12 protein-coding genes and 1 tRNA gene are annotated in these 25,228 nt (G+C 63.7%); 11 read left to right on the top strand and 2 right to left on the bottom strand.

Features of this window, described 5'->3' with window-relative positions:
* Window positions 1-166 precede the first annotated feature (166 nt).
* The 7 genes from proB to rplA all read left to right on the top strand — a co-directional run bounded on the left by proB (window position 167) and on the right by rplA (window position 5,720).
* Window positions 167-1,312, top strand: coding sequence for a glutamate 5-kinase (gene proB, locus OZY47_RS07410; protein ID WP_277177701.1), 1,146 nt, complete (start codon window positions 167-169; stop codon window positions 1,310-1,312).
* A 265-nt stretch (window positions 1,313-1,577) separates the two neighbouring features.
* Window positions 1,578-2,783, top strand: coding sequence for a pyridoxal phosphate-dependent aminotransferase (locus tag OZY47_RS07405; protein WP_277177700.1), 1,206 nt, complete (start codon window positions 1,578-1,580; stop codon window positions 2,781-2,783).
* A 243-nt stretch (window positions 2,784-3,026) separates the two neighbouring features.
* Window positions 3,027-3,102: transfer RNA gene (locus OZY47_RS07400), tRNA-Trp, on the top strand.
* Window positions 3,103-3,131: 29 nt separating this feature from the next.
* A complete protein-coding gene (gene secE / locus OZY47_RS07395; protein WP_277177699.1) occupies window positions 3,132-3,359 on the top strand; it encodes a preprotein translocase subunit SecE in 228 nt (75 codons plus the stop codon).
* A gap of 28 nt (window positions 3,360-3,387) precedes the next feature.
* The gene (nusG, locus tag OZY47_RS07390) at window positions 3,388-4,281 is read left to right on the top strand and encodes a transcription termination/antitermination protein NusG (protein WP_277177698.1); all 894 of its coding nucleotides are present in this window, start codon (window positions 3,388-3,390) and stop codon (window positions 4,279-4,281) included.
* Between the two features lie 303 nt (window positions 4,282-4,584).
* The gene (gene rplK / locus OZY47_RS07385) at window positions 4,585-5,013 is read left to right on the top strand and encodes a 50S ribosomal protein L11 (protein WP_277153139.1); all 429 of its coding nucleotides are present in this window, start codon (window positions 4,585-4,587) and stop codon (window positions 5,011-5,013) included.
* 14 nt (window positions 5,014-5,027) lie between these two features.
* Window positions 5,028-5,720 (top strand): 50S ribosomal protein L1, encoded by a 693-nt coding sequence (gene rplA / locus OZY47_RS07380; RefSeq protein ID WP_277177696.1) that lies wholly within the window; start codon window positions 5,028-5,030, stop codon window positions 5,718-5,720.
* An 805-nt stretch (window positions 5,721-6,525) separates the two neighbouring features.
* On the opposite strand, the gene OZY47_RS07375 is transcribed toward rplA, so the two are convergent.
* Window positions 6,526-7,320 carry a PucR family transcriptional regulator gene (locus OZY47_RS07375; protein ID WP_277179219.1) on the bottom strand — a complete coding sequence of 265 codons (795 nt, stop codon included), beginning with the start codon at window positions 7,318-7,320 and terminating at the stop codon, window positions 6,526-6,528.
* 218 nt (window positions 7,321-7,538) lie between these two features.
* Window positions 7,539-10,136: a DUF6020 family protein gene (locus tag OZY47_RS07370; protein WP_277177695.1), complete on the bottom strand. Its 2,598-nt coding sequence runs from the start codon at window positions 10,134-10,136 to the stop codon at window positions 7,539-7,541.
* A 217-nt stretch (window positions 10,137-10,353) separates the two neighbouring features.
* On the opposite strand from OZY47_RS07370, the gene OZY47_RS07365 reads away from it, so the two are divergent.
* From OZY47_RS07365 to OZY47_RS07350, 4 genes are all read left to right on the top strand, one after another.
* Window positions 10,354-11,427 (top strand): biotin--acetyl-CoA-carboxylase ligase, encoded by a 1,074-nt coding sequence (locus OZY47_RS07365; protein ID WP_277177693.1) that lies wholly within the window; start codon window positions 10,354-10,356, stop codon window positions 11,425-11,427.
* A 296-nt stretch (window positions 11,428-11,723) separates the two neighbouring features.
* Window positions 11,724-13,664, top strand: coding sequence for a biotin carboxylase N-terminal domain-containing protein (locus OZY47_RS07360; RefSeq protein WP_277177692.1), 1,941 nt, complete (start codon window positions 11,724-11,726; stop codon window positions 13,662-13,664).
* Window positions 13,664-15,271 carry an acyl-CoA carboxylase subunit beta gene (locus tag OZY47_RS07355; RefSeq protein WP_277177691.1) on the top strand — a complete coding sequence of 536 codons (1,608 nt, stop codon included), beginning with the start codon at window positions 13,664-13,666 and terminating at the stop codon, window positions 15,269-15,271. Before OZY47_RS07360 ends, OZY47_RS07355 begins: the two co-directional genes overlap by 1 nt.
* Window positions 15,272-15,454: 183 nt before the next feature.
* Window positions 15,455-24,916 (top strand): type I polyketide synthase, encoded by a 9,462-nt coding sequence (locus tag OZY47_RS07350; protein ID WP_277177689.1) that lies wholly within the window; start codon window positions 15,455-15,457, stop codon window positions 24,914-24,916.
* Window positions 24,917-25,228: the final 312 nt, after the last annotated feature.

Genomic DNA, 25,228 nt, shown 5'->3' with positions numbered 1-25,228 from the left:
GATTCTCGCCGGCCACTCCGATGATGACGCCAATGCCGTGGTCAGGCAGCGCGACGACGAGGAATCGGCGCAGGCGGGTTCCAAGAGCGTCAAAAGCGCAAAGGCCGGCAAGCGTTCCAAAGCCAATAAAGCCAACAAAAGCAAGGGCAAGGCGTAAGTTCACGATATGAAGCAGCAGAAGACCGAGCAGGGCGAGCAGGAGGTCCGCGATGCGGTGCGCCAGGCGCGCACGGTGGTGGTGAAGGTCGGTTCCAGCTCGTTGACCAAGCCGTCCGGCCATTTGGATGTCGAACGCCTCAACTCGCTGGTTGAGGTTTTGGCGAAAGCCAAGCAACGTGGCACGTCTGTGGTTTTGGTCTCCTCGGGCGCCATCGCGGCGGGTTTCGGCCCGCTGGGTTTTGATTCCCGACCGCAGGATGTCTCCACCCAGCAGGCCGCCGCCTCCGTGGGCCAAGGCCTGCTGATGCAGCATTACGAGACCTCGTTCGCCCGTTTCGGCGTGCGTGTCGGCCAGATTCTCCTGACCGCCGACGATACGATGCACGCTTCGCGCTATCGCAACGCCCAACGCACCTTGCAGCGCCTCGTGAACCTTGGTGTGGTGCCAATCGTCAACGAAAACGACGCGCTGGCCACCAACGAGATTCGTTTTGGCGATAACGACAGGCTTTCTACCTTGGTCGCCAACCTCGTGCGTGCTGACGCGCTGGTTCTGCTCACCGACGTCGACGGTCTCTATACTGCGCCTCCCAGCCAGCCGGACGCGCGCCACATCGATTTCGTCCCTGACGTGGATCAGGCGCTCGCCGAGGTGTCGGTGGGTGGCAGCACCTCGGGTGTCGGTTCGGGCGGCATGGTCACCAAACTTGAGGCCGCGCGCGTGGCCGTGTCGTCGGGCATCCCCGTGGTACTCACCAGCGCCACGCATGCCGGTGACACGTTGGAGGGCAACCAGACAGGCACCGCTTTCGCGCCTGCGGCCCACCGTGATTCCTCGCGCCGCCTGTGGATCGGGTTCGCCGCGAATCCCCGTGGTTCGCTGGTCGCCGATCAGGGTGCGGTGGAAGCCGTGCTCGGCGGCAAAGCAAGCCTCTTGTCCGCTGGTGTCGTGGAGGTGCATGGCGAGTTCTCCGCCGGCGATCCGGTGTGGATCGATGACGAGAGCGGCAACCATATCGCCAAAGGGCTTTCGGGATTCGATTCCGAGGAGATACCGCGCACCTTGGGCCGCGATACCAGCCAGCTCAAACGCCTGCTCGGCGAGGAATACGCCCATCCGCTTGTCCATCGCGACGATCTGGTCCTCCTGTAAATTTATAGAAAATTGCGCCATATTTAGGCCGCTGAGGCGATGTCAGTGGCCTAAATATGGCGCAATTGTAGGGTTGCGCCAGAAATGAGCCACTGGGAGTGCGTCAGTGGCCTGAATATGGCACAAACGTATGAGTGCACTTTGGTCGGGGATGGGATTTGCCGGCGATACCCTGTATCCCGATATGTGCACGTTCGTCTGGCCAATTCGCTACGGCGGTCTAGTCTTGAGGTGGTAATTACCACCGAAACGCGGGAGATGCGAAATGGCAGACTGGCAAACGTTGAGTGACCGTGTCGATAACGTGGCACCGAGCGCCACACTGGCCGTGGACGCGAAGGCCAAGGCGATGAAGGCCGCCGGCGTCGACGTCATCGGCTTCGGCGCGGGCGAGCCGAACTTCCCTACTCCCGACTACATCGTCGAGGCCGCCGCCAACGCCTGCCGCGACCCGAAGAACCACCGCTATACGCCGACGCCGGGCCTGCCCCCGCTGCGCAAGGCCGTCGCCGCCAAAACCCTGCGCGATTCCGGCTACGAGGTATCGCCCGACCAGGTCGTCATCACCAACGGTGGCAAGCAGGCCGTCTACGAGGCCTTGCAGGTCATCGTCAACCCCGGCGACGAGGTCATCATCCCCACACCATATTGGACCACATATCCCGAGGCCGTGAAACTGGCCGGCGGCAAGCCCGTCGAGGTCTTCAGCGACGCCGAGCACGGATTCGAGCCGAGCGTCGAGGCGCTTGAGGCCGCGCGAACTCCGCGCACCAAGGCGATCATGGTCAACTCCCCGTCGAACCCCACGGGTGCGGTGTGGAGCGAGGAGACCATGCGCGCGGTGGGCGAGTGGGCCGTCGAGCACCACGTCTGGGTGCTGAGCGACGAGATTTACGAACACTTGACCTATGACGGCGTGAAAACCGCGTATATCGGCGCGGTGGTGCCCGAGGTGCGCGACCAGCTCATCGTGCTCAACGGCGTGGCCAAGACCTACGCCATGACCGGCTGGCGCGTCGGCTGGCTCATCGGCCCCGAGCCGGTCGCCAAGGCCGCCGCCAAACTGCAGGGCCATATGACCTCCAACGTCGCCGACGTCTCGCAGCAGGCCGCGTTGACCGCGGTGGCCGGTCCGCTCGACGCCGTCTCACAGATGCGCGCCGCGTTCGACAAGCGCCGCAAGACTATCGTCGCCGCGTTGAACGATATCCCCGGCGTTACCTGCCGCACGCCCAAGGGCGCGTTCTACGCTTTCGCCGACGTGCGTGAGCTGCTCGGCCGTCCGGTCGGTCCCAAGGGCTCCGTCGCCAAGACGTCCGCCGATCTCGCGGCCCTGCTGCTCGACGAAGGCCACGTCGCCGCCGTGCCGGGCGAGGCGTTCGGAGCCCCCGGCTTCCTGCGCTTCTCGTACGCGCTCGCCGACGACGATCTGGCGGAGGGCATGCGCCGGTTCAAGGTGTGGGTCGGCTGAACAGGTTCCGTATCCTGCTGGCTGGGGCGGTGATTCGAATCGAGTGAATCGCGCTGCGTGAATCGCATTGAACAGATCGCGCTGCGTGAATCGCGCCAACCCGATTCGGTATCGTCGCCCGAATCACCGCTTCGATGACACGACGCACGGAGTGGACGAAACGACGAAAACTCGCTAAGCTATTACCTCGGCGGTTTATGTCGCATGGTCTCGTGCTTCGAGTATCGTGGACAGAGTTCACCTAGGGAAGTGGCGCAATTGGTAGCGCAACGGTCTCCAAAACCGTAGGTTGTGGGTTCGAGTCCCGCCTTCCCTGCCAAGTATTGAAAAGCCAAACGAAGGACGGATATGGCGAAGGCACACGATTCTGAAGAGAGCGTCAAACCGAACGTATTCATGCGTATCGGCTTGTTCATCAAGCAGATTATCGATGAGCTGCGCAAGGTCGTCACGCCGACCACCAAAGAGCTGGCCGGTTGGTCCGTCGCCGTGTTCATTTTCGTGGTGCTGCTCATGGCCGCCGTCACGGGCATGGATTTGGGTCTTGGCAAGCTGACCCTTTGGATCTTCGGCTGATATAGAAAACTTTAAGGTGACAAACAGTATGGATAATGAAGTGAATCTCGAAAACCTCGACGCGCTGCCCGACCAGCCGCAGGATGACGCCGCGACGGCCGAGGCCGCGCAGCCCGCAGCCGCCTCCGAGGACACCACGACCGCCGAGAACCAGCCGGCCGAGTCCGTTGACGAGGGCGCGAACGCTGATGCCGACAGCGCCGAGGCGGCCGAAGCCAAGCCCGCTGAGGGTGCTGAGGGTGATACCGATGCCGCCGCTGCTGGCACCGACGCTGACGCTGACGCCGATACCGAAAACGTTGAGGACGCCGGTACCAAGGCCGTCGAGGAATTCTCCAAGAGCCTGCGTGGCCTGGACGGCAAGTGGTATGTGCTCCACACCTATTCCGGCTATGAGAAGCGCGTGAAGGCCAACGTCGAGTCGCGTATCCAGAGCTACGGCCTCGAAGACCAGATTTTCCAGATTGAGGTGCCGCTCGAAGAGGTCGAGAAGCACACCGACAAGGGCAAGAAGGTCGTCACCCGCGTGCGCGTCCCCGGCTATGTGCTCATCCGCATGTGGCCCGACGAGAATGCCCGCCGTATCGTGCGCGAGACCGAAGGCGTCACCGGTTTTGTCGGCCCCACCAAGGAGCCGGCGCCGCTGAGCCGCAAGGAGGTCGTCAAGATGATGGCCCCGATGATCTCGTCCCAGGCGCTCAAGGAGGCTGGCGACAAGCCCGCCGCCGCCAAGAAGCGCACCGTCGAGGTCTCCTACAAGGCCGGCGACCAGGTCACCGTCATCGACGGGCCTTTCGCCACCATGGCTGGCGCGGTCTCCGACGTGGAGCCCGCCACCCAGAAGCTCACCGTCCTGGTCTCCATCTTCGGGCGCGACACCCCTGTCGAGCTCGGTTTCAGCCAGGTCGAGAAGATCGTCTGAGTTCCGTTTCGTTTAGGTTTTAGTGAGGTGCCGCAGGTCGCAAGGTCTGCGGCATTGTTCGTTTCAGGTGCGTTGTTGTCGATTTGATCAATAATTATTGCTGAATCAACATTGTCGTTGTCGCGATGGACTGGAATAATAGAAAGGCTTGTGTCTGGAGGGGAGACCCGCTAGCACAGCACAGCAATATCAGTTGCGGGAGGAGACCCGTGACGCTTGATATACCAAGGTTTTTACTCGATATATCGCAAGGCGTTACAGGCGACCGATTGCACCGCACGGACAAGAAAAGGAGCCATTTCCATGGCTAAAAAGAAGGTCACTGCGCTGATCAAGCTGCAGATCGAGGCCGGCAAGGCCAACCCGGCCCCGCCGCTCGGCCCGGCGCTCGGCTCGCACGGCGTCAACATCATGGACTTCTGCAAGTCCTACAACGAGGCGACGAAAGACAAGATGGGGCAGGTCGTTCCTGTCGAGATCACCGTCTACGAGGATCGCTCGTTCGATTACGTTCTTAAGACCCCGCCGGCCGCAGCCCTGCTGCTCAAGGCCGCCGGCATCAAGAAGGGCACCGACAACCCGCTGACCCACAAGGTCGGTTCCGTCACCTCGGCTCAGGTCCGTGAGATCGCCGAGACCAAGATGGCCGATCTTTCCGCTCGCGACGTCGAGGCCGGAATGAAGATCATCGCGGGCACCGCCCGTTCGATGGGCATCACGGTCGAAGGCTGAGAGGGGACACAGAGATGACTAAGCATTCCAAGAAGTATCGCGAAGCGGCCGAGAAGGTCGACAACAGCAACCTCTACACCGCCGCCGAGGCCATCGCTCTGCTGAAGAGCATGCCGGAGCGCGGTTTCGACGAGACTATCGAGGCCACCTACAGCCTCGGCGTCGACCCCCGCAAGGCCGACCAGCTCGTCCGTGGCGTGGTCAACCTGCCCAACGGCACCGGCAAGACCGCGACCGTCCTCGTCTTCGCGCGTGGCCCCAAGGCCACCGAGGCCACCGAGGCCGGCGCCGACCTGGTCGGTGACGACGACATGGTCGCCAAGGTTCAGGGCGGTTTCCTCGACTTCGACGCCGTTGTGGCGACGCCCGACATGATGGGCAAGGTCGGCCGTCTGGGCCGCGTGCTCGGCCCCCGTGGCCTCATGCCGAACCCGAAGACCGGCACCGTGACCATGGATGTGGCCAAGGCCGTCAAGGACATCAAGGGTGGCAAGATCGAGTTCCGCGTCGACAAGGACGGCAACCTCTCCTTCATCATCGGCAAGAAGTCGTTCGATGACAAGGCTCTGGTCGAGAACTTCCAGGCCGTGGCCGACGAGATCAAGCGTCTGCGCCCCGCGACCGTGAAGGGCCGTTACATCTCCAAGGCGACGCTCACCTCCACGATGGGCCCCGGTGTCCCGCTCGACATCGCGACTCTCGCCTGAGCTGTGGCTTAGATAGGGCTGATTCGCCGGTTCGTTGACTCACTGAGAACGGCGGATAGGCGAATAGCTAAAAGGGCTCCGAATCTCCTGATGAGGTTCGGAGCCCTTTGCTATGCCCAGGATTCGCCGGGGCAGTTCCGGGATAGTATGAGAATGATTTCCCCTGTGTAGGTCCACTCGTTGCAAATGTGACGCAAACAGGCGGTTTTGCGTCACAATCGCAAGGTTGGGAGTGGGTCCAGTTGCAAATGTGATGCTGATGGTCAGGTTTGCGTCGTGATCGTAAGGTTGGGAGTGAGTCTGGTTGCAAATGTGACGGGGATGGGTGGTTTTGCGTCGCATTTGCAAGGTGGGGTTGGATGGTTTTAGTCGTGATGTCGGTGGACAGTTGCGGATGTGACGCGGACAGGCAGTTTTGCGTCGCAATCGCAAGGTTGGGAGTGGGTCCGGTTGCAAATGTGACGGGGATGGGTGGTTTTGCGTCGCATTTGCAAGGTGGGGTTGGATGGTTTTGGCGCGATGTCGATGGACAGTTGCGGATGTGACGCTGATGGTCAGGTTTGCGTCGCGATCGCAAGGTTGGGAGTGGGTCCGGTTGCAAATGTGACGCGGATGGGCAGATAAGCGTCACGATTGCAAGGTGGGCGACCTGCCTGTTGCGGATGTGACGCTAATAGGCGGTTTTGCGTCACAATTGCAATAGTCGGCTAAAGATTTTGTTGTAAATGTGACGCTAATAGGCGGATAAGCGTCACGATTGCAACGGGTTGGCGTGTGGCGGCGATTGATGACTGGGGCCGGTTGATTAGTGATGAACGGATGCGCGATGATGGTCGCGGATGCGGCCGATGACGATGGCGGCGCGCAGCACGAAGGCGTCTCGTGGGTCGCTGGCGTCCCAGCCGGTGGATTCGGCCGCGCGTTTGATGCGGTATCGCACGGTGTTCGGATGCACGTTGAGTTCCTTGGCGGTGACATCCAACGAGCCGCCGTTGTCGAGGAAGGTGGAGACGGTCTGCAACGTCGGGTCGTTGTCATTGTCGGTCAACAGGCTGCGATAGACGTGCTCGTAAAGCTCGTCGGCCGCGTCCTCGTCGCCGATCAGCGCGCGCTCGGGGAGCATGTCGTCCGCTCGCATCGGCCTTGAAAGCGCGCCGATCGCGGGCAGCGCCTCAAACGAGGCCAGCGTGGCCGCCAACGAATGCGCCGCTCCGGCGAGATTGCGCCGGGTGGGGCCGAGGCACACCGGCTGGTCGTCGGCGAACGCCTCCATCACGGCGGTGCAGGTCACCTCGGGGGTCACGGCCCCTTGGGTGACGATCAGCGCGAGCGTTAGCTCGTTGGCGCGTCCGACCAGGCAGTATTGCCCGCCTAGGTCGTGCACCTTACGCTCGATGAGCGTTCGCGAAGTGGCGAAATCTATGGCCTGCGTGCCGCCGATGGCGAAGCAGGAGAATTCGTCTGGCCAGTCCAACACATGCAGCAGCGAGTACACTCGGCCGTCGCACAGGCCGTCGGCGAGACATTCGAAGGCGATGGATTCCAAGGTCGCCTTGTCGGTGATATCGAGATGCGGGGCGTGCGAGGGATTGTCCTGGATGTCCGCGAGGACCTTGATGCGAGTGTCGGCGCCGGTGCCATTATTATTGGCGTGTTCGCCAGTGTGGGTGGCGGTCTGATGGGGATCAGTGGCGGTTATATTGTCGTTTTGGCCACCGTTGTTATCGTCATTGCCGCAGCTGCCGCCTCCGGCATTGGAGCCGTCCGGGCCGCTCATGCCAACGACCAGGTCTAGGAAATCGGGGACGTTGCGCATGCTCATGCCTTCATTCTAGCTTGTTGCGCCCCGGTATGAAGAGAATCGCCTGATTCGGCCTGATTGGAGGGTGCTTCGACGAGGACCGTCTGGTCTCGATGCGTCGCCTTGCCCTTATGCGCCGCAATCTCCTGCGCCTTGGCCTGCCGCGTCGCGTAGCTATCCTGCCAGAAGGTAATCAATATGAACCCGAAGAGGAAGACCAACGGCAGCATGTGGCGCTCGAAATTGTTGGCCGGCGAGGTGATCATGACCCCCATGAGCAGCAGCAGCGGGATATGCGTGGCGAGCGTGCGCCAACGGCGTTGGATGACCTCGGCCGCGCCGATGAGCAGCGTGGCGATGACGTAGAAGTTGCCGTGGATGATCCACCCGAGCACCGGCAGCCCGCTCCACTGCTTGGCCACCTGTGTGACCCATTGCCGCCAGCCGGAGCACCAGGTGCCGATCCATGAGGTCGAGTTGCGCACGTAGTCGTTGGAGACGTAATAGGTCATGTCGATGTAGGGCTTGTCGGCGATGTCGAAATAACCGTAGCTCTTGGCCATCAGGGCGTCGAGCGAGACGCGCGGGTTGGCCTTCACGATCTCAAGCCAGGCCTTGTCGAGGTTGGCCATGTCGGCCTTGGTCACCGTGCGCCAGCGGTAGCTCACCTTCTTCGACTGGATGCCGGAGGATTTCACGGGGTCGGCGTCCTGCTGCTTGTAGGCCTCGGCCATCTGGTCCAGGTTGAAGATCGGGGCGAGCTCGTCGCGTGCGGACTGCGGGATGCTCTTCGGGTTGAGTTTGGCCACGCGGGCGATCTGCTGGAGCTGCACGCCGTGGCTTTCGATGGGGTCTCCGCCGATCACGTGGCCGCTGGCGACCACCATCGCCAGGCCTCCGTGCACGATGATGAGCGGTGCCAGCATGCCGACAACGAAGACCTTCCAGCGCTTGCGGTCGGCGAGCAGCAGAATCACGATTTCGATGATGAGGATGTACCAGGCGTATTTGGCGGAGATCAGCATCACACAGGTCGAGACGATGAGCGCGACGAGGCTGTGGCCGCGTATCTGGCGGCGTAGCGAGGTGGCGGATTTGCCGTCTTTGTTGTTATTGTCCTTGCCGTTGCGCGTCATGAGCAGCTCATAGCCGACGGCGAACCACCAGATGAACGCGAAGGCGTAGAGCGGCGATTTGGTCAGGCTGATGGTCGAGAAGAGAACCAGAGGACAGACGATGAAGAAGGCCAGAATGATAAAACGGGGGAGCGGACCTATCTTGGGCAGAGGGTCGATGGCGGTTTGGTCCGTGGCGCTGGTTGCCGATGCGGGTGAGCCCGTGTCTTCCCCGGATTGCTTGGTCGCGTAATCCAGCCAAGGCCTGTTAAAGAACCGGTCGGCCGTCACCGCCACGCAGAAGACCGCGAAGAGGAACTGCCCGGAGGAGAGCGCCACGATGCCCCAGTCGTTCGAGCCGGTGAAGAAGCGTGAGAGCGCCGCCACCGCGCCGTAGACCATGGTCAGCACGATGTTGTGCTGGTCGGTCAGGTAGGTGGGGTCGGAGGGCCACAGGTAATGCGCGGTGGGGTAGATGTCCATCGGGACGAACGAGAAGAAGCCGATATAGGGCTCCTTCATGCCGGTCCATTGGTTCCAGGCCCAGCTGAACTCGCGGAATTGGCTGCGCAGGTCGGCGCCGAACGCAGTGACGAGCGTGGTGGGCACCCACAGCCAGAAGACCAGCAGGATCAGCGCGATCTTCCACCAGCGGTCGGTGCCGCGCATGAGAACGTGCTTGAACCACACCAGGGCCTTGCGCGCGAACTTGCGCAGGCGGTGGCGTTTGGAATTTTTGGAGCCAGTGGATTTGTCTGTTTCGTTTTCGGAATCGGACGAAGTGGCGTCTTTAGCGGCAGTAGCGTCGATTGGTACGGCGTTTTTGGAATTATCCGCATTCCTATGTATTGCAGTGTCTATCGCGTCGCCGTCGGTTATCGAAGTATCGGCCGTGGCCGTTGCCGTCGTTCCAGCTATTACCGTTTTGTTGACCTTCTCGACTTCGCTGGCCGACGTTACGGAAGAAGTATCGACGACGATGGCGGCTGGCTGCGCTGGGCCGTTGTTATGATGCAGCCTGATGACCGTGCGTCGGAACCACCAGCTGACGCGCCGTGGCACGAGCCGCAATCCGCGCGCGAACCGCACCAGCTCGACCACGACAATAAGGTAGGCGCAAAACGTGAGCACAAAGATCAGGCCGTTGACCCACGAGAAGGCGTTGAGCGTGGCCGCGCCCGGGTTCAGGTCGAACTGTCGGTAAAGCGGACCGATGGCGGTGCACCATGCCAGCCACAGGCATGCCAAAACCGTCAATCCCCAGCGAGCCGTCGCGCTGACTTTGCCGGGCCGTTTCGTTGCCGTCGCGTTCGTGCCGGAGTTACTGGGGCCATTGGAATCTGTGGCTTCGCTTGCCGTTTCCTTTTCCGCTTGCGTGTCGCGCGACATTGATGGGGAATCGTTTTCGGGCGATGCCTCGGGTTGCGTGACGCCTGACATGTGGCCGTTCTCGCCCTCGGCGTCCGGCCGCAGTCCTGCGGAATCGTTGGCATTGCTCATGCCTTGGATTCTACCGTGCCTCGCCAACCATGCGCCCGGCGGCAAAGTCGTGGTCTCCCCATTCTGTTCATGACCTTATATGTATGTCCACAATATAGAGGTGTGAAACCACATCCTCGTCATCCGGTTCGATTGGTTACCATCGTAGGGTCTTGGCGAAGGCACGAATACGGAATTATGGTCGGCCGGTTGGGGAATTCCGCGTAGAGTGGTTGCTATGACTCAGAATCCAGACATCAACGCTCTCGACCGCCGCATCGATGCGGTTCGGCGGGAATACGGCACATTCGCCGAACAAGCCAAGGCCATGATTCCTGAAATGCCTCGCACCGAGCGGGCGGCGGACGAGGTCATCGCGCTCGCGGGCGTGGATTCCACGAATATCCTGGGCCGGGAGTTGCTGGCCAATGGTTCGCTGAAGGTCGTAGCAGAAGGCAAGCCCCGCATGGCCGCGATATGCGCCGACGCGCAGACGGCGGGCCACGGCCGGTTGGGCCGCAAGTGGAGCGACAAGGCGGGCTCGTCGTTCTTGGTTACGTATATCACGGCCCTGCCCAAGTGCCTGGTCGCCGACCCTGAACTCAACGGATGGTTCACCATGGCGGCGGGCCTCGCCGCGCTCGACGCCCTGAACGGTGCGCTCGCGGAATGTGGAGCCGAACCTATTGATCCGGCTCAAAGCCTGATGCTCAAGTGGCCGAACGACATCTTCCACGACGGCCACAAGCTGGGCGGCATCCTCGCCGAGCTGGTGGAATTGCCGGAGGGCATGAATCGTTTGGTCAAACCAAAGGACGCCGCAACGACAGCTGAAGCTTCCAACGCCGAGCAGGCAGGAGCCACAAACGGTATCGCCGAATCTGCCCAGCCCTCAAAATCCTCAGACGCGACTACCGAGCCAGCCGTAGGCGTCATGTTCGGCATCGGCATCAACCTCGACCTGCCAGCCGACGCGCTGCCCACCCCAATCTCGACCTCGCTCCAGCTGCTCTACCGCAACCTCCCTGACTCCCGGACCATGCGCGATACGGTCGCCGCCCGCTTGGCCACCTCGTTGCGTCGCCGCTTGGCCGCGTTGTCCGTCGATCCGCAAACCGAACTGCCGAACCTGCTCGAGGAGACCCGCGCCAACTGCTGGACGCTTGGCCGCGAGGTCGAGGCGAAATTCACTGACGGCACGCGCCTCAAGGGTCGGGCGGTCTCGCTCAACCCCGACGCCTCGCTGACCATCGAAGACGAATCCGGCACCCTCCAAGTGGTGAAAACCGCCGACGTCGGCGTCCTCGCCTGAAGCAAAGGGTTTCCGGCTTCTCGGCGTGGTGCTGTAAGCCGGTTTTGGGGCTTTTCTATGTTTTTCTAAGTTTGTTTATTCTTTTCTATCTTTGTATATCTTTTCGCTGTGAGACGAATATTGGTGGCAAAGCTAGACAGAATGACGGTTTGATACTGATGACAGGGCAAATATCAATACTTTGTATGGATAATTCCGGCGAGTGAACGCATTTGTGCGAACCTACAAAAGCGGCTCGGCGATTTTGTGGATTTAATGCTCGACCGGGGTTCGGCCCAAGGGATACGTTTAATACCATGGTCAAAAATGTCAACAAACTGCTGGTGGCGAACCGTGGCGAGATCGCGTTGCGCGTGATCCGCACGGCCCATGAGATGGGGATTCCGACGGTCGCCATCTACGCCGAGCAAGACAGAGATGCGCAATATGTAGAGATGGCCGACGAAGCCTATCTGCTGCATGGGGATTCCTACCGTTCCTATATGGACGAGGATTTGATTATCGACGTGCTGCACCGCAGCGGCGCCGACGCCGTCCACCCCGGCTACGGCTATCTTTCCGAGATCGCCTCGTTCGCCGACAAGGTCATCAAGGCCGGCGCGACGTGGATCGGCCCGAGCCCGACGGCCCTGACCGACCTCGGCGACAAGATCACCGCCCGCCGTGTGGCCAAGCGCGCCCACGTGCCTCCGGTGCCCGGACTTTCCGAGCCGGTCAGCAACATGCGTGAGCTCCTGACGTTCGCTCAGATCAACGGCTACCCGGTGATGATGAAGCGCACCGACGGTGGCGGCGGTAAGGGCATCACCCTCGTGCACAACGACGATGAGCTGCGCAGCTTCTATATGAACCACGACGCGCTCGAAGGCGGCGACCTGGATGAGTACTTCGTCGAGCTCTTCATCGACAAGGCCCGCCACGTCGAGACCCAGTCCGGCCGCGACAGCCACGGCAACTTCACCGTCTACTCGACCCGCGACTGCACCGTGCAGCGCCGCAACCAGAAGCTCATCGAGGAGGCCCCGGCCCCCTTCCTCACCGACGGCGAGAAGGAGCAGCTCGAGCGCTACTCCCGCAGCCTGTTCAGCGCCGTCGATTATGTCGGCCTTGGCACTTGCGAATTCATGGTCACCGAGCAGCACAAGGTCTACTTCCTCGAGGTCAACCCGAGGCTTCAGGTGGAGCACACCGTCTCCGAGCAGGTCTCCGGGCTCGACCTGGTGCGCGAGCAGATCAACATCGCCAATGGCGAGGAGCTCACGCAGGCCCCCGAAAGTCACGGCCACGCCTTCGAGCTGCGCATCACCAGCGAGAATCCCGACAAGAACCTCACTCCGAGCGGCGGTACCCTGACCCGCCTGGATTGGCCCAGCGGCCCCGGCATCCGCATCGATTCCGGCGTGAAGGTGGGCGACGTGGTCTCCCCGAAGTTCGATTCGATGATGGGCAAGCTCGTCGTCACCGCGCAGGACCGGCCCACCGCCGTCGCCCGCGTGCGTCGCGCGTTGAAGGAGTTCAACCTCGAGGGCGTGCCCACGCCGAAGTCTCTTTTCGAGACAGTCTTCAACGACCCTGAATTCACCGCCGAGGACCATCCGTTCTCTGTGTATACCAAGTGGCTCGAGCGCAAGTACCTCAACCGCAAGCCCAAGAGCGCCGGAAGCGGCCAGCCCGCTTCGATGAGCGGCGGCGAGGAGCAGCAGCCCAAGAAGCAGGAGACCGACTCCTTCGTCATCGAGGTGGACAACAAGCGCGTCAAGCTCACCGTGCCGCGCGACATCGTCGACAACCTCATGGGTTCCGCCCGCGCCCGCGGTTCCAAGCGTCCGACCCAGCCGCTGCGTGGCTCCTCCCAAGGTGCCGTGGAGCAGAAGGTCAAGGCCAATGACGGCAAGTCAGGCGTCATCGATTCCCCGATGCAGGCCATCGTCACGCGCGTCAACGTGGCGGAGGGCCAGACGGTCAACAAGGGCGACCTGCTGGCCGTGCTCGAGAGCATGAAGATGGAGAACTACGTCTACGCGCCCGTCAACGGTACTGTGCAGAAGATTTTCGTCGGTCCGTCCGATTCCGTGGACGCCGGCACCACGCTGATGAAGCTCGACGTGGACGGCGCGGAACATCGCGAGAAGTCCGGGGCTGTTGAGGATAAGGCGGATAAGGATAAGGCCGAAGCCTCGGATGCCCCGAACACTCCGCAAACCCCGGAAGCCGAGCCGAAGGAGGGTGATCGCTGATGACGGACATCCTCACCACCTCGTCGGTCGAGAAGGCCATGGCCAGCAGCCAGCCGCTGAACCAGCAGCCGATTCGCGCCGCCGTGGCCCGCGCCGCCGAGCTCGCCCAGGCCGCCGAAAGCCATGCGCACGAGCGTCAGAGCGCCAAGGGCAAGTTCACCGCGCGTGAGCGCCTCGACCTGCTCTTTGACACCGGCACTTTCCAGGAGATCGGCCGCTTCTCCGGCGGCAACATCAACAAGGGCGTCGCGGGCTCCGCGGTCATCACCGGTTTCGGCGACGTCTATGGCCGTAAGGTCGCCGTCTACGCGCAGGACTTCTCCGTGCGTGGCGGCACGCTCGGCCATGCCGAAGGCGAGAAGATCTGCCATCTGATGGACATGGCCCTCGACCTGAAGATTCCGGTCGTCGCGCTGATCGACTCCGGCGGCGCCCGCATACAGGAGGGTGTGGAGGCGCTGACGCAATATGGCCACATCTTCCAGAAGACCTGCGAGGCCAGTGGCTTCATCCCGCAGCTTTCTCTGATTCTCGGCCCCTGCGCGGGTGGCGCGGTCTATTGCCCGGCGCTCACCGACTTCATCATCATGACCCGTCAGAACTCCAACATGTTCGTCACCGGCCCCGATGTGGTCAAGTCGGTCACCGGCGAGACGATTTCGATGGAGGATCTCGGCGGCGGCAAGGTGCACAACACCGTCTCCGGTGTGGCCCACTATCTCGGCGAGGACGAGGCCGACGCGATCGATTACGCGCGCACGGTGCTCGCCTATCTGCCCTCAAGCTCGGACGCCAAGCCTCCGGTCTACGCCTACGCGGACACCCGCGCCGACCGTGAGACCGCCGAGCGCCTGGCCACCATCGTCCCCGACAACGATCGCCAGCCCTACGACATCAACGAGGTCATCCGTTGCATCGTCGACTACGGCGAGTTCGTGCCGGTGCAGGCACTTTACGCCAAGTGCGCGGTGGTCGGCTTCGCCTGCATCGAGGGCCATCCGGTCGGTGTCGTCGCGAACCAGCCCAACGAGCAGGCCGGCATTCTGGACGTCGATTCAAGCGAGAAGATCGCCCGTTTCGTCCGCCTGTGCGATGCGTTCAACCTTCCGGTGGTCACGTTGGTGGATACCCCCGGCTACAAGCCCGGCAGCGACCAGGAGCATGCAGGCATCATCCGCCGTGGCGCCAAGGTCATCTACGCCTATGCCAACGCGCAGGTGCCGATGGTCTCGGTCGTGCTGCGCAAGGCCTTCGGCGGCGCCTATATCGTCATGGGGTCCAAGGCAATCGGCGCGGATGTCAACTATGCCTGGCCTTCCAGCCAGATTGCCGTTCTGGGCGCGGCTGGCGCGGTCAATATCATCCACCGCAAGGACCTGCACAAGGCCAAGGAGCGCAAGCAGGACGTCGAGGCGCTTCGCCAGAAATACATCTCCGAATACGAAAGCGAGACGTTGAACGCCAACCTTTCGCTGGAGACCGGCCAGATCGACGCGATGATCGACCCCGAGCAGACGCGCGAGGCCATCGCCGAATCCCTGCGGCTGCTACGCGGCAAGAAGCGCACGCGCCGCACCACCAAGCATCACGGCAACCAGCCCATGTGACGTTTGACTTGTGGGCACGGCCCGAGGCGCGGAAGGCGAAGACGATACAGTTGAAACCAGTCGCGCGTTGGGTGCGTCCCGCCCCGGCGGTCATATGGTCAGGCAGCCGCACAGTAATACTGATGTCTAGTTTTTGTTTTAGATAACCGCACACGAGAATTTCAACCAAATATAAGGAAGATAATGACTGAAAACACCTTCTTCTTGAATCGCCTGAGCATCGAGCCGCACGCGCTCGTCTTCGGCGGTCAGTCCACGCCTTGGGTCAGCTCCCTGGCCGACGAATGCACCGACCCCACCCTCGAGGAAAAGCTCAAGGCCCACGCCGACGCCTCCTCGCGCCTGCTTTCGGCCGTGACCCCCGACCTGCTGGCCACGATGGGCGGCATGGTCGACCTCTTCGGCTTCAAGGCCAATCCGGCCAAGCTCGGCCACGCCGCCGACGCCGCCGCCAGCGTGCCGGGCATCGCCCTGGCCCAGCTGGGTGCGCTGATTGACGCGGAAGGCCTCGGCTATAGCGTCGCGCAGGCCAAGCCGCTCGCCGCCCTCGGCCATTCCCAGGGCATCATCGCCGAGCACATGGTCGACGCCATCAAGGAGGCCGGCTCCATCGACGCGGCCAGCGACGCCATCGACGAGATCCTCGCCATCGCCCGCCTGATCGGTGCCGCAGGCACCCGCCAGTCCCGTCTGCTGCCCGTCTCCACCAAGTTCGGTGAGGCCACCCCGATGCTCTCCGTGCGCGGCGCGACCAAGCGCCAGATCGAGGTGCTGGTCGACCGCGTGGTCAAGCCTCGCGGCCCCATCGCCTTCGCCGTGACCAACGCCACCGATAATTACGTGCTTTCCGGCCATCCTGAGGACCTCGCGTCCTTCGCCGTCGAGGTCGGCAAGGAGCACCGTCGCCAGGACAAGCTGCGCGCCGACAAGGTGCGTGGCGGCGAGGTCTTCGACCCGATTCTCGAATACCTCGAGGTCACCGTTCCCTTCCACTCCCCGTTGATGGCCGAGGCCGTCGAGTCCACCGTCAAGTGGGCCGAGGCTTGCGGCCTGGACGCCGAACGCGCCCGTACGCTGGCCAGCGAGGTGCTGGTCAACCATGTTGATTGGGCCGAGCGCACCGACGCCCTGCTCAAGAGCACCGATCCCACCAAGCTGTGGATCGTCGATATGGGCCCGGGCAACACCGTCGGCAAGCTCGTGGGCGCATTGGTGCAGGGCACCGGCGTCGGCGTGGTCGAGGCCGACAGCGAAGAGGCCCGCGCCGCGCTCTCCACCATGGAGGACGAGCCCGTCCGCACGCAGGATTGGCGCAAGTTCGCCCCTAAGGTCATCTCCACGCCGGCGGGCGACAAGATCCGCACCAAGTTCAGCGACCTGACCGGCAAGCCGCCGGTGCTCCTGGCCGGCATGACCCCGACCACCGTCAATGCGGACATCGTCGCCGCTGCGGCCAACGCCGGCTACTGGACCGAGATGGCCGGTGGCGGCCAGGTGACCCCCGCCGTTTTCGACCGCAACGTCGCCGCACTTGACAAGCAGCTCGAAGAAGGCCGCACCATCGAGTTCAACGCCATGTTCATGGACCGCTACCTGTGGAACATGCAGTTCGGCCCCGCCGGCATCGTCGCCAAGAAGCGCGCTTCCGGCACCCCGATCGACGGCGTCGTGATCTCCGCGGGTATCCCCGAACTCGACGAAGCCAAGCAGCTGGTCGCCTCGCTCAACGAGCAGGGCTTCCCGTACGTCGCCTTCAAGCCCGGCACCGTCGACCAGATCCGCCAGGTCGTGCGCATCGCCAAGGCCGTCGCCCCCGTCTCCGTGATCATGGAGGTCGAAGGCGGAGCCGCCGGTGGTCACCATTCCTGGGAATCCCTCGATGTGCTCCTGATGGACACCTACGCCGACGTGCGCGCCTGCAGCAACCTGGTGCTCGTCGCCGGTGGCGGCATCGGCACCCCCGACCGCGCCGCCGACTATATCTCCGGCCAGTGGTCCCGCGCTTATGGCAAGCCCGACATGCCCGTCGACGGTGTGCTTATCGGCACCGCCGCGATGACGGCCAAGGAGGCCCACACCAACCCCGACGTCAAGCGTATGCTCGTCGAGACCCCCGGCATCTCTCCGAAGCCCGACGATTCCGATCCGTTCGCCCCGCTCGGTGAGAACTGGGTTCCGGCCGGCCAGGTCACCAAGGGCGGCGTCGCCAGCGGCCTGAGCCACCTGCACGCCGACATCTATGAGCTCGAGAACGCCTCCGCCCGCTGCGGCCGTCTGCTCGTGCGCGTCATGAAGCACCCGGAGGAGCTCGAGAGCCGCCGTGACGAGATCATCGAGGCCCTCAACAAGACCTCTCGCCCCTACTTCGGCGACCTCGACAAGATGACCTACGTGCAGTGGGCCCAGCGCTTCGCCGAACTCTCTTACCCTTGGGCCGACCCGACCTACGCCGACCGATTCCTGCACCTCCTGCAGCGCGCCGAAGCCCGTGTGTGCGACCAGGAGTCCGGTGAGTTCGCCTCGCTCTTCACCTCCCGCGCCGACGTCGAGAACGACCCGCAGGGCGCCATCGACAGGCTGCAGCGCGCCTATCCGCGTGCCGCCGAGGTCACCGTGACCCCGACCGACGTGGCTTGGTTCCCCACGCTCATCCACGAGTACCACAAGCCGATGCCCTTCGTGCCGCAGATCGACAACGACCTGCTGCGTTGGTGGGGCCAGGACCAGCTTTGGCAGTCCGAGGATCCGCGCTATTCCGCCGATTCCGTGCGTGCCATCCCCGGACCGATTTCCGTGGCCGGCATCACCACCATCGACGAGCCAGTAGGTTCCATCCTCGGTCGCTTCGAGGCCGCCGCGCTCGAGCGTACCCGTGAGATCAATGGGGGAGAGGAGCCTCAGCAGGCCTTCGCCGAGCTCGACGCCGCGCAAAGCGCAGAGGACTTCATCCGCAAGTCCCCGAACATCTCCTGGGTCGGCCACCTCATGGCCAACCCCGCCTTCGGCACCCCCAACGGCGACAAATACTATGAGATTCGCCCGGTGGGCGACGAGGACGGCACCCAGATGTACGACCTCGACATCCACCTCGACACCTTCTGGGACAACGATCCCGACGGCGGCCTCTCGAAGCACGCCGTGCGCGACATCGTCATCCCGCTGAACGTCAAGCCCAGCGAATCCGGACTCTTCCCGGTCGTCGACCGCGAGCGCCTGCCGCAGCACGTCTACGCGATGCTCGCCGACACCGCCGGCATCGGCAACACCGCCATCACCGGCGACAAGCTCACCGAGATGCCGCAGATCGAGGAGATGAGCGACAAGGAGGCCTTCCCTTACGGCCAGGCCCACACCAGCTACACCCTCTCCGCCAACCTCGGCTACGACCACGAGGCCGCCACCGCCGGCAACATGCCCGGTTCCCTGAACGCCTCGCGCATCGCCCCCGACGCCTTGGTGGGCCCGGCCTGGCCCGCGATCTACACGGCGCTCGGCTCGGTCTACGTCCACGGCTATCCGGTTATCGAAGGTCTGTTGAACGCGGTGCACCTCGACCACCAGATGGAGCTCGAGGTCACCGAGGATGAGCTGCTGGCCCACACCGGCGAGAAGATCGAGCTGACCAGCTGGGCCGATGCCTACGCCGAGTCCGCCTCCGGCCGTATCGTCACCATCCACGTCACCCACACCGCCCTCGACGGCACCGTCTTGGCCCACGAGGTCGAGCGCTTCGCGGTTCGTGGCCGTTCCTATTCCGACAATCTGCCGGTGGATGTGCCCGATTACGGCGATTACCTGACCTATCGCAAGAGCCATACCGGCGCCGGCACCCCGTTCGACGAGAACGAGGAGCGTGAGCTCGACCAGGTCGTGGCCACCCCGCGCCGTATGCTTCGTCGCGTCACGCTGACCGCCCCGAGCGAGATGACCGCCTTCGCGCGCACCTCCGGCGACTTCAACCCGATTCACACCTCGCATCGTGGCGCCGCGGTCTCCGGTCTGAAGGCCCCGCTGGTGCATGGCATGTGGCTCTCTGCCGCCGCCCAGCACGTGGTGCAGGCGCGCGACGACAAGGGCGCGCACTACGAGATCGTCGGCTGGACCTACAACATGTACGGCATGGTGCAGCTCAACGACAAGGTCGAGATTTCGGTCGAGCGCATCGGCAAGCTGCGTCACGGCGGCATGACCCTCGAGGTCACCTGCCGCATCGATGGCAACATCGTCTCCCGTGGCACCGCGGCCGTCCGCGCCCCGCGTTCCGCCTACGTCTATCCGGGCCAGGGCATCCAGCAGCAGGGCATGGTCCTTGACGAGCGCGCCAAGTCGGCCGCCGCCCGTGAGACCTGGGAGCGCGCCGACAAGGTGACCCGTGAAAAGCTCGGCTTCTCAATCCTCGCCATCGTGCGTGACAACCCGAAGACACTGACCGCCAACGGCGTGACCTACCATCACCCCGACGGCCTGCTCGACCTCACCCAGTTCACTCAGGTCGCGCTCGCCACCGTCGCCTACGCCCAGACCGCCCGCTTGCGCGAGACCGGCAGCGACATCTGGCCCGCCTACTTCGCCGGTCACTCGCTGGGCGAGTACAACGCGCTGAGCTCCTTCGCCGGCATCATCCCCTTCGAGACGGTGCTTGAGCTGGTCTTCCAGCGTGGAAGCGCGATGAACAGCCTCATCGAGCGTGACGAGCAGGGCCGTTCCAACTACCGCATGGCCGCTTTGCGTCCGAACCAGTTCGGCGTGGGCGACGACGGTGTGGATGACTACGTGAAATCCGTGAGCGAGGCGAGTGGCGAGTTCCTGCAGATCGTCAACTACAACCTTTCGGGTGCTCAGTATGTCATCGCCGGAACGATCAAGGGCCTCGAGGCCCTGAAGGCGGATTCCGCACGCCGCGTCAAGGAATATGGCGGCAAGCCCGCGCTCATGTATGTGCCCGGCATCGACGTGCCGTTCCACTCCATGCTGCTGCGCAAGGGCGTGCCCGACTTCCGCAACAAGCTCGACACCCTACTTCCGGCGCATATCGACTACTCGCGCCTGGTCGGCCGTTACATCCCGAACCTGGTGGCGACGCCGTTCGAGATGACCCGCGAATTCGCGCAGAAGATCGTCGACGTCGTGCCGTCCACCCGCATTCAGGAAGCGCTCGACAACCCCGAGGTCTGGGATTCCTATGCCGCCGACGAGCAGAAGCTCGGCCGTCTGCTCTTCACCGAGCTCCTGGCCTGGCAGTTCGCCTCCCCGGTGCGCTGGATCGAGACGCAGGCCATCATGTTCGGCGATCCGGCCCAGGGCGGCCTCGGCGTTGAGAATTACGTCGAAGTCGGCCTTGGCAATCAGCCGACGCTGGCGAACCTCGCCACCAAGACCCTGCGTCTGCCTGATTTCTCGGGCAGCGAGGTCGCGGTCTACAACCTGGGTCGTGATGAGCAGCGTGTCTATATGACCGATTCGGATTCGCTCGTCCCCGAAGCGGACGATGACGTTGAGGATACTTCGGCATCGGCCCAGCCCGCCGCCTCGGCTCCGGCTCCGGTAGCGCAGGCCGCAGCTTCGGCTCCGGTGGCTCAGGCCGCCGCTCCCGCCGCAACTTCGGCACCTGCAGCAGCAGCGCCCGCAGCCCCTGCAACTCCGGCTGCTCCTGCCGCTGCTTCCGGCGAACGTCCCGCGGACCTGCCCTTCAAGGCATCCGACGGCATCGAGATGCTTCTGGCCTATGCGGCCAAGGTGCGCCCCGACCAGATCGGCGAAAGCGACACCACCGACACCCTGACCAACGGCGTCTCCTCGCGTCGTAACCAGCTGTTGATGGACATCAGCTCCGAGCTGGGCGTGGCATCGGTCGACGGTGCCGCCGAGGCGTCAATCACCGACCTCTACGCGCTGGTCAACAAGGTGGCTCCGAACTACAAGCCCTTCGGCCCGGTGCTCTCCGACATCGTGCGCGACCGCATCCGTGGCCTCTTCGGCGCCGCCGGCGTCAAGCAGGCGCAGGTCGTCAAGCGTGTCACCGACACCTGGCAGCTTGGCCAGGGCTGGGCCGACTATGTGCTCGGCACGCTGGTCCTCGAAACCCGCGAAGGCAGCTCCTCCCGTGGTGAGGACCTCGCCAGCCTGAGCACCGCTCAGGTCTCCAACGCCAACGACGCCAACGCGTTGATTGACGCGGCTGTGCAGAAGGTCGCCGCCGATCACGGTGTCTCTGTGGCGCTTCCGAGCGCGGGTGGCGCCGGCGGCTCGGTGGTCGATTCCGCCGCGCTCGACGCCTTCGCCGAGAAGGTCACCGGTGCTGACGGTGTGCTGGCGAAGACCGCTCGCTTCGTGCTCGATGAGCTCGACGTCAAGGCGCCGACGCCCGAAGACGACGAGGATGATGACGCCGCCGTGGTCGAGGCCGTCGAGGCCGAGCTCGGCAGCGACTGGGTCGACCAGGTTGCCCCGCGCTTCGACGAGCGCAAGGCCCTGCTGCTCGATGACCGTTGGGCCACCGCGCGTGAGGATCTCGCCCGTCTCTACTACAACCACGACCGGAAGGTCGCCTCGCTGAGCTTCATCGGCGCGGGCCCCGAGGTCGCCGAGCAGGCCCAGTGGTTCGGCGCGAAGGCCGAGGCCGATGGCAACACCGCCCTCGCCGCCACCTACAACCGCATCGCGGTCGAGGCCAAGGCCAGCGCCAAGAACGACCCGAAGGCGTCCCGCTTCGCCGGCGACGTCGCCGTGGTCACCGGCGTGGCCCCGAACTCCATCGCGGGCCAGGTGGTCGAAGGCCTGCTGGCCGGGGGAGCGACGGTTATCGCCACCTCCCACAGCTTCAAGCAGTCGGTGAAGGCATGGGCCGAGCAGGTCTACCGCGAGCATGCGGTCGGTGACGCCAAGCTCTGGTTGGTTCCCGCCAATCTCTCTAGCTATCGCGATGTTGACGCGCTGGTCAAGTGGGTCGGCGGCGTGAGCAAGAAGACCACCGGCGCGACCACCACGATCCTGAAACCGGCCTATGAGCCGAGCCTCTTCTTCCCGTTCGCGGCGCCTCCGGTGCACGGCACCATGGCCGACTCCGGTCAGCTCTTCGAGTCGCAGGCACGTCTGATGCTCTGGGGTGTTGAGCGCGCCATCACCGGCTTCGCGGCCATCGGCGGCGACACCGACGTGCAGCACAAGCTCCACGTCATCCTGCCTGGTTCCCCGAACCGCGGCGTCTTCGGCGGCGACGGCGCGTACGGCGAGGTCAAGTCCTCGTTCGACGCCATCGTCACCCGCGCCCACGCGGAGAAGGATTGGTCCGGCAGGGTCACCTTCGCCCACCCGTTGATCGGTTGGGTGCGTGGCACCGGCCTCATGGGCGGCAACGACCCGCTGGTCGATGTGGTCGAACGCCATGGCATCCGCACCTACTCCACCGAGGAGATCTCCAAGCAGCTGCTTGACCTCGCCGACGCGAACGCTCGCAAACAGGCCGAGCAGGCCCCGTTGCACGCCGACCTGACCGGCGGTCTGGGCAACGAGCCCATCGACATCTCCGCGTTGCGCGCCGAGGCCGAGGCCGACAAGGCCAACTCCGCGCTGGCCAGTGCCGACGAGAACGCCGATACTGCCGGCTCCAAGAACAAGGACGGCAAGGCGACGCTCATCAAGGCGCTGCCCACCCCGAATCCTCCGCGCCAGGCCGCGGTCAACCTTGCCGATTGGCGCAATGTGACCGCCAAGCCCGAGGATCAGATCGTCATCGTCTCCATCGGCGAGCTGGGCCCGTGGGGCTCCGGCCGCACCCGTGCCGAGGCCGAGCTGGGCATCCATTCGGATGGCCACGTCGACCTCTCCGCGGGAGCCGTGCTCGAGTTGGCCTGGAACATGGGTCTGTTGACCTGGCAAGACAGCCCGAAGGCCGGCTGGTACGACGCCGACGGCAACCTGGTGCCCGAAGCGGACATCGCCGAGCGCTACCACGACGAGGTCGTGGCCCGCTCCGGTCTGCGTCCCTTCGACAACGGCATGGGCAGTGGCGACTACAAGGACGACACCGCCAGTGGTGAGGTGGAGATCTACCTCGATCACGAGGTCACTTTCAACGTCCCGAGCGAGGAAGTCGCCCAGCAGTATGTGGTGATGGACGCCGAGCACACGCAGATCGCGCAGGACGCCGAGTCCGGCGAGTGGAGCGTCACCCGCGAGCCCGGCTCGATGATCCGCGTGCCCAAGCGCTTCGCCATGAGCCGCACGGTCGGTGGCCAGTTCCCGAAGGGCTTCGACCCGGTCAAGTGGGGCATTCCCGCCTCCATGATCGGCGAGGTCGACGAGATCGCGCTGTGGAACATCGTCACCACCGTCGACGCCTACCTCTCCGCCGGCTTCACCCCGGCCGAGGTGCTGCAGACGATTCATCCTTCGATGGTCGCCTCCACGCAGGGCACCGGTTTCGGCGGCATGGCCAGCATGCGCAAGCTCTATCTCGACCGCTTCCTCGGCCATGAGATTCCGACCGACATCCTGCAAGAGGCCCTGCCGAACGTCGTCGCCGCGCACGTCATGCAGTCCTATATCGGCGGCTACGGCAATATGGTCCAGCCGGTTTCGGCCTGCGCCACCGCCGCGGTCTCGCTGGAAGAGGGCGTCGACAAGATCGCCCTCGGCAAGGCAGACTTCGTGGTCACCGGCGCAATCGATGACATCGGCGTGGATTCGGTGATCGGCTTCGGCAACATGGGTGCCACCGCCGACGCGAACGTGATGTACGGCAAGGGCATCTCCGACCGCTTCTTCTCTCGTTCCAACGACCGTCGCCGCGACGGCTTCGTCGAGAGCGAGGGCGGCGGCACGATGCTCGTCACCCGTGGTGACATCGCGCTGAAGATGGGCCTGCCGGTCGCGGCCGTGGTCGGTTACGTCCATAGCTTCGCCGACGGTGCGCACACCTCGATCCCGGCTCCGGGCCTTGGCGCTCTGGCCGCCGCCCAGGGTGGCGCGAACTCCCAGCTGGTCCGCCAGCTTGCGAAGCTTGGCGTCGCCCCGGACGATATCGCCGTGGTTTCCAAGCATGACACGTCCACCAACGCCAACGATTCCAACGAGTCCGAGCTGCACAACTCCATCCAGCATGCCATCGGCCGTAACGATGGAAACCCGCTGTTCGTCATTTCGCAGAAGTCGCTGACCGGTCACGCGATGGGCGGCGCCGCGATCTTCCAGATCGACGGCTTGACGCAGCTCTTCAAGTCTGGCGTCATCCCGGCTAACGCGGCCCTTGACTGCGTCGACCCGAAGATGCGCAAGGACGACCACATGGTCTGGCTGCGCCAGCCGCTGCAGATCGGCTCCATCAAGGCCGGCCTGGTCACCTCGCTCGGTTTCGGCCACGTCTCCGGCTTCGTCGCCCTCGTGCACCCCGGTGCCTTCGAGGCCGCCGTCGCCAACGAGTACGGCCAGGATGCGCTCGACAAGTGGCGTGAGCGCGCCAACGAGCGTCTGGCCCGTGGTGAGCGCCGCCGCCTGATGGGCATGATGGGCGTCGCCCCGCTCTACGAGGAGATCGACAACCGTCGCTTCCATGAGGACACGAAGACCTACGACTCCCACGAGGCCGAGAAGTCCATGCTTCTCAACCCGGACGCCCGCCTGGGTTCCGACGGCTACTTCGAGTAAAAGCCGGCCGGCAAAGGGTAATCGCTGATTGCCCCAAATAAAGCAGGGAATCCACCACCGCCACCCGACGGTTGGTGGATTCCCTGTTTTTGGTCTAGAACCCTAAGGGTTGCGTTTGTGACGCTGATCTGGCCGTTTGCGTCGCATTTGCAACGATGGTGTTGTGTTTGTGACGCTAATCCGGTTGTTTGCGTCACGTTCGCGACGGTGGGGTGGTGGACGGTCGCGTTTGTGACGCTAAACCAGCCGTTTGCGTCGCGTTTGCAACGGGGCTTGGTTGCGTTTGTGACGCAGATTCGGCTGTTTGCGTCG

Source organism: Bifidobacterium sp. ESL0790, assembly GCF_029395435.1.
Taxonomy (GTDB): domain Bacteria; phylum Actinomycetota; class Actinomycetes; order Actinomycetales; family Bifidobacteriaceae; genus Bifidobacterium.
This window is presented reverse-complemented; position numbering and strand designations above follow the sequence as displayed.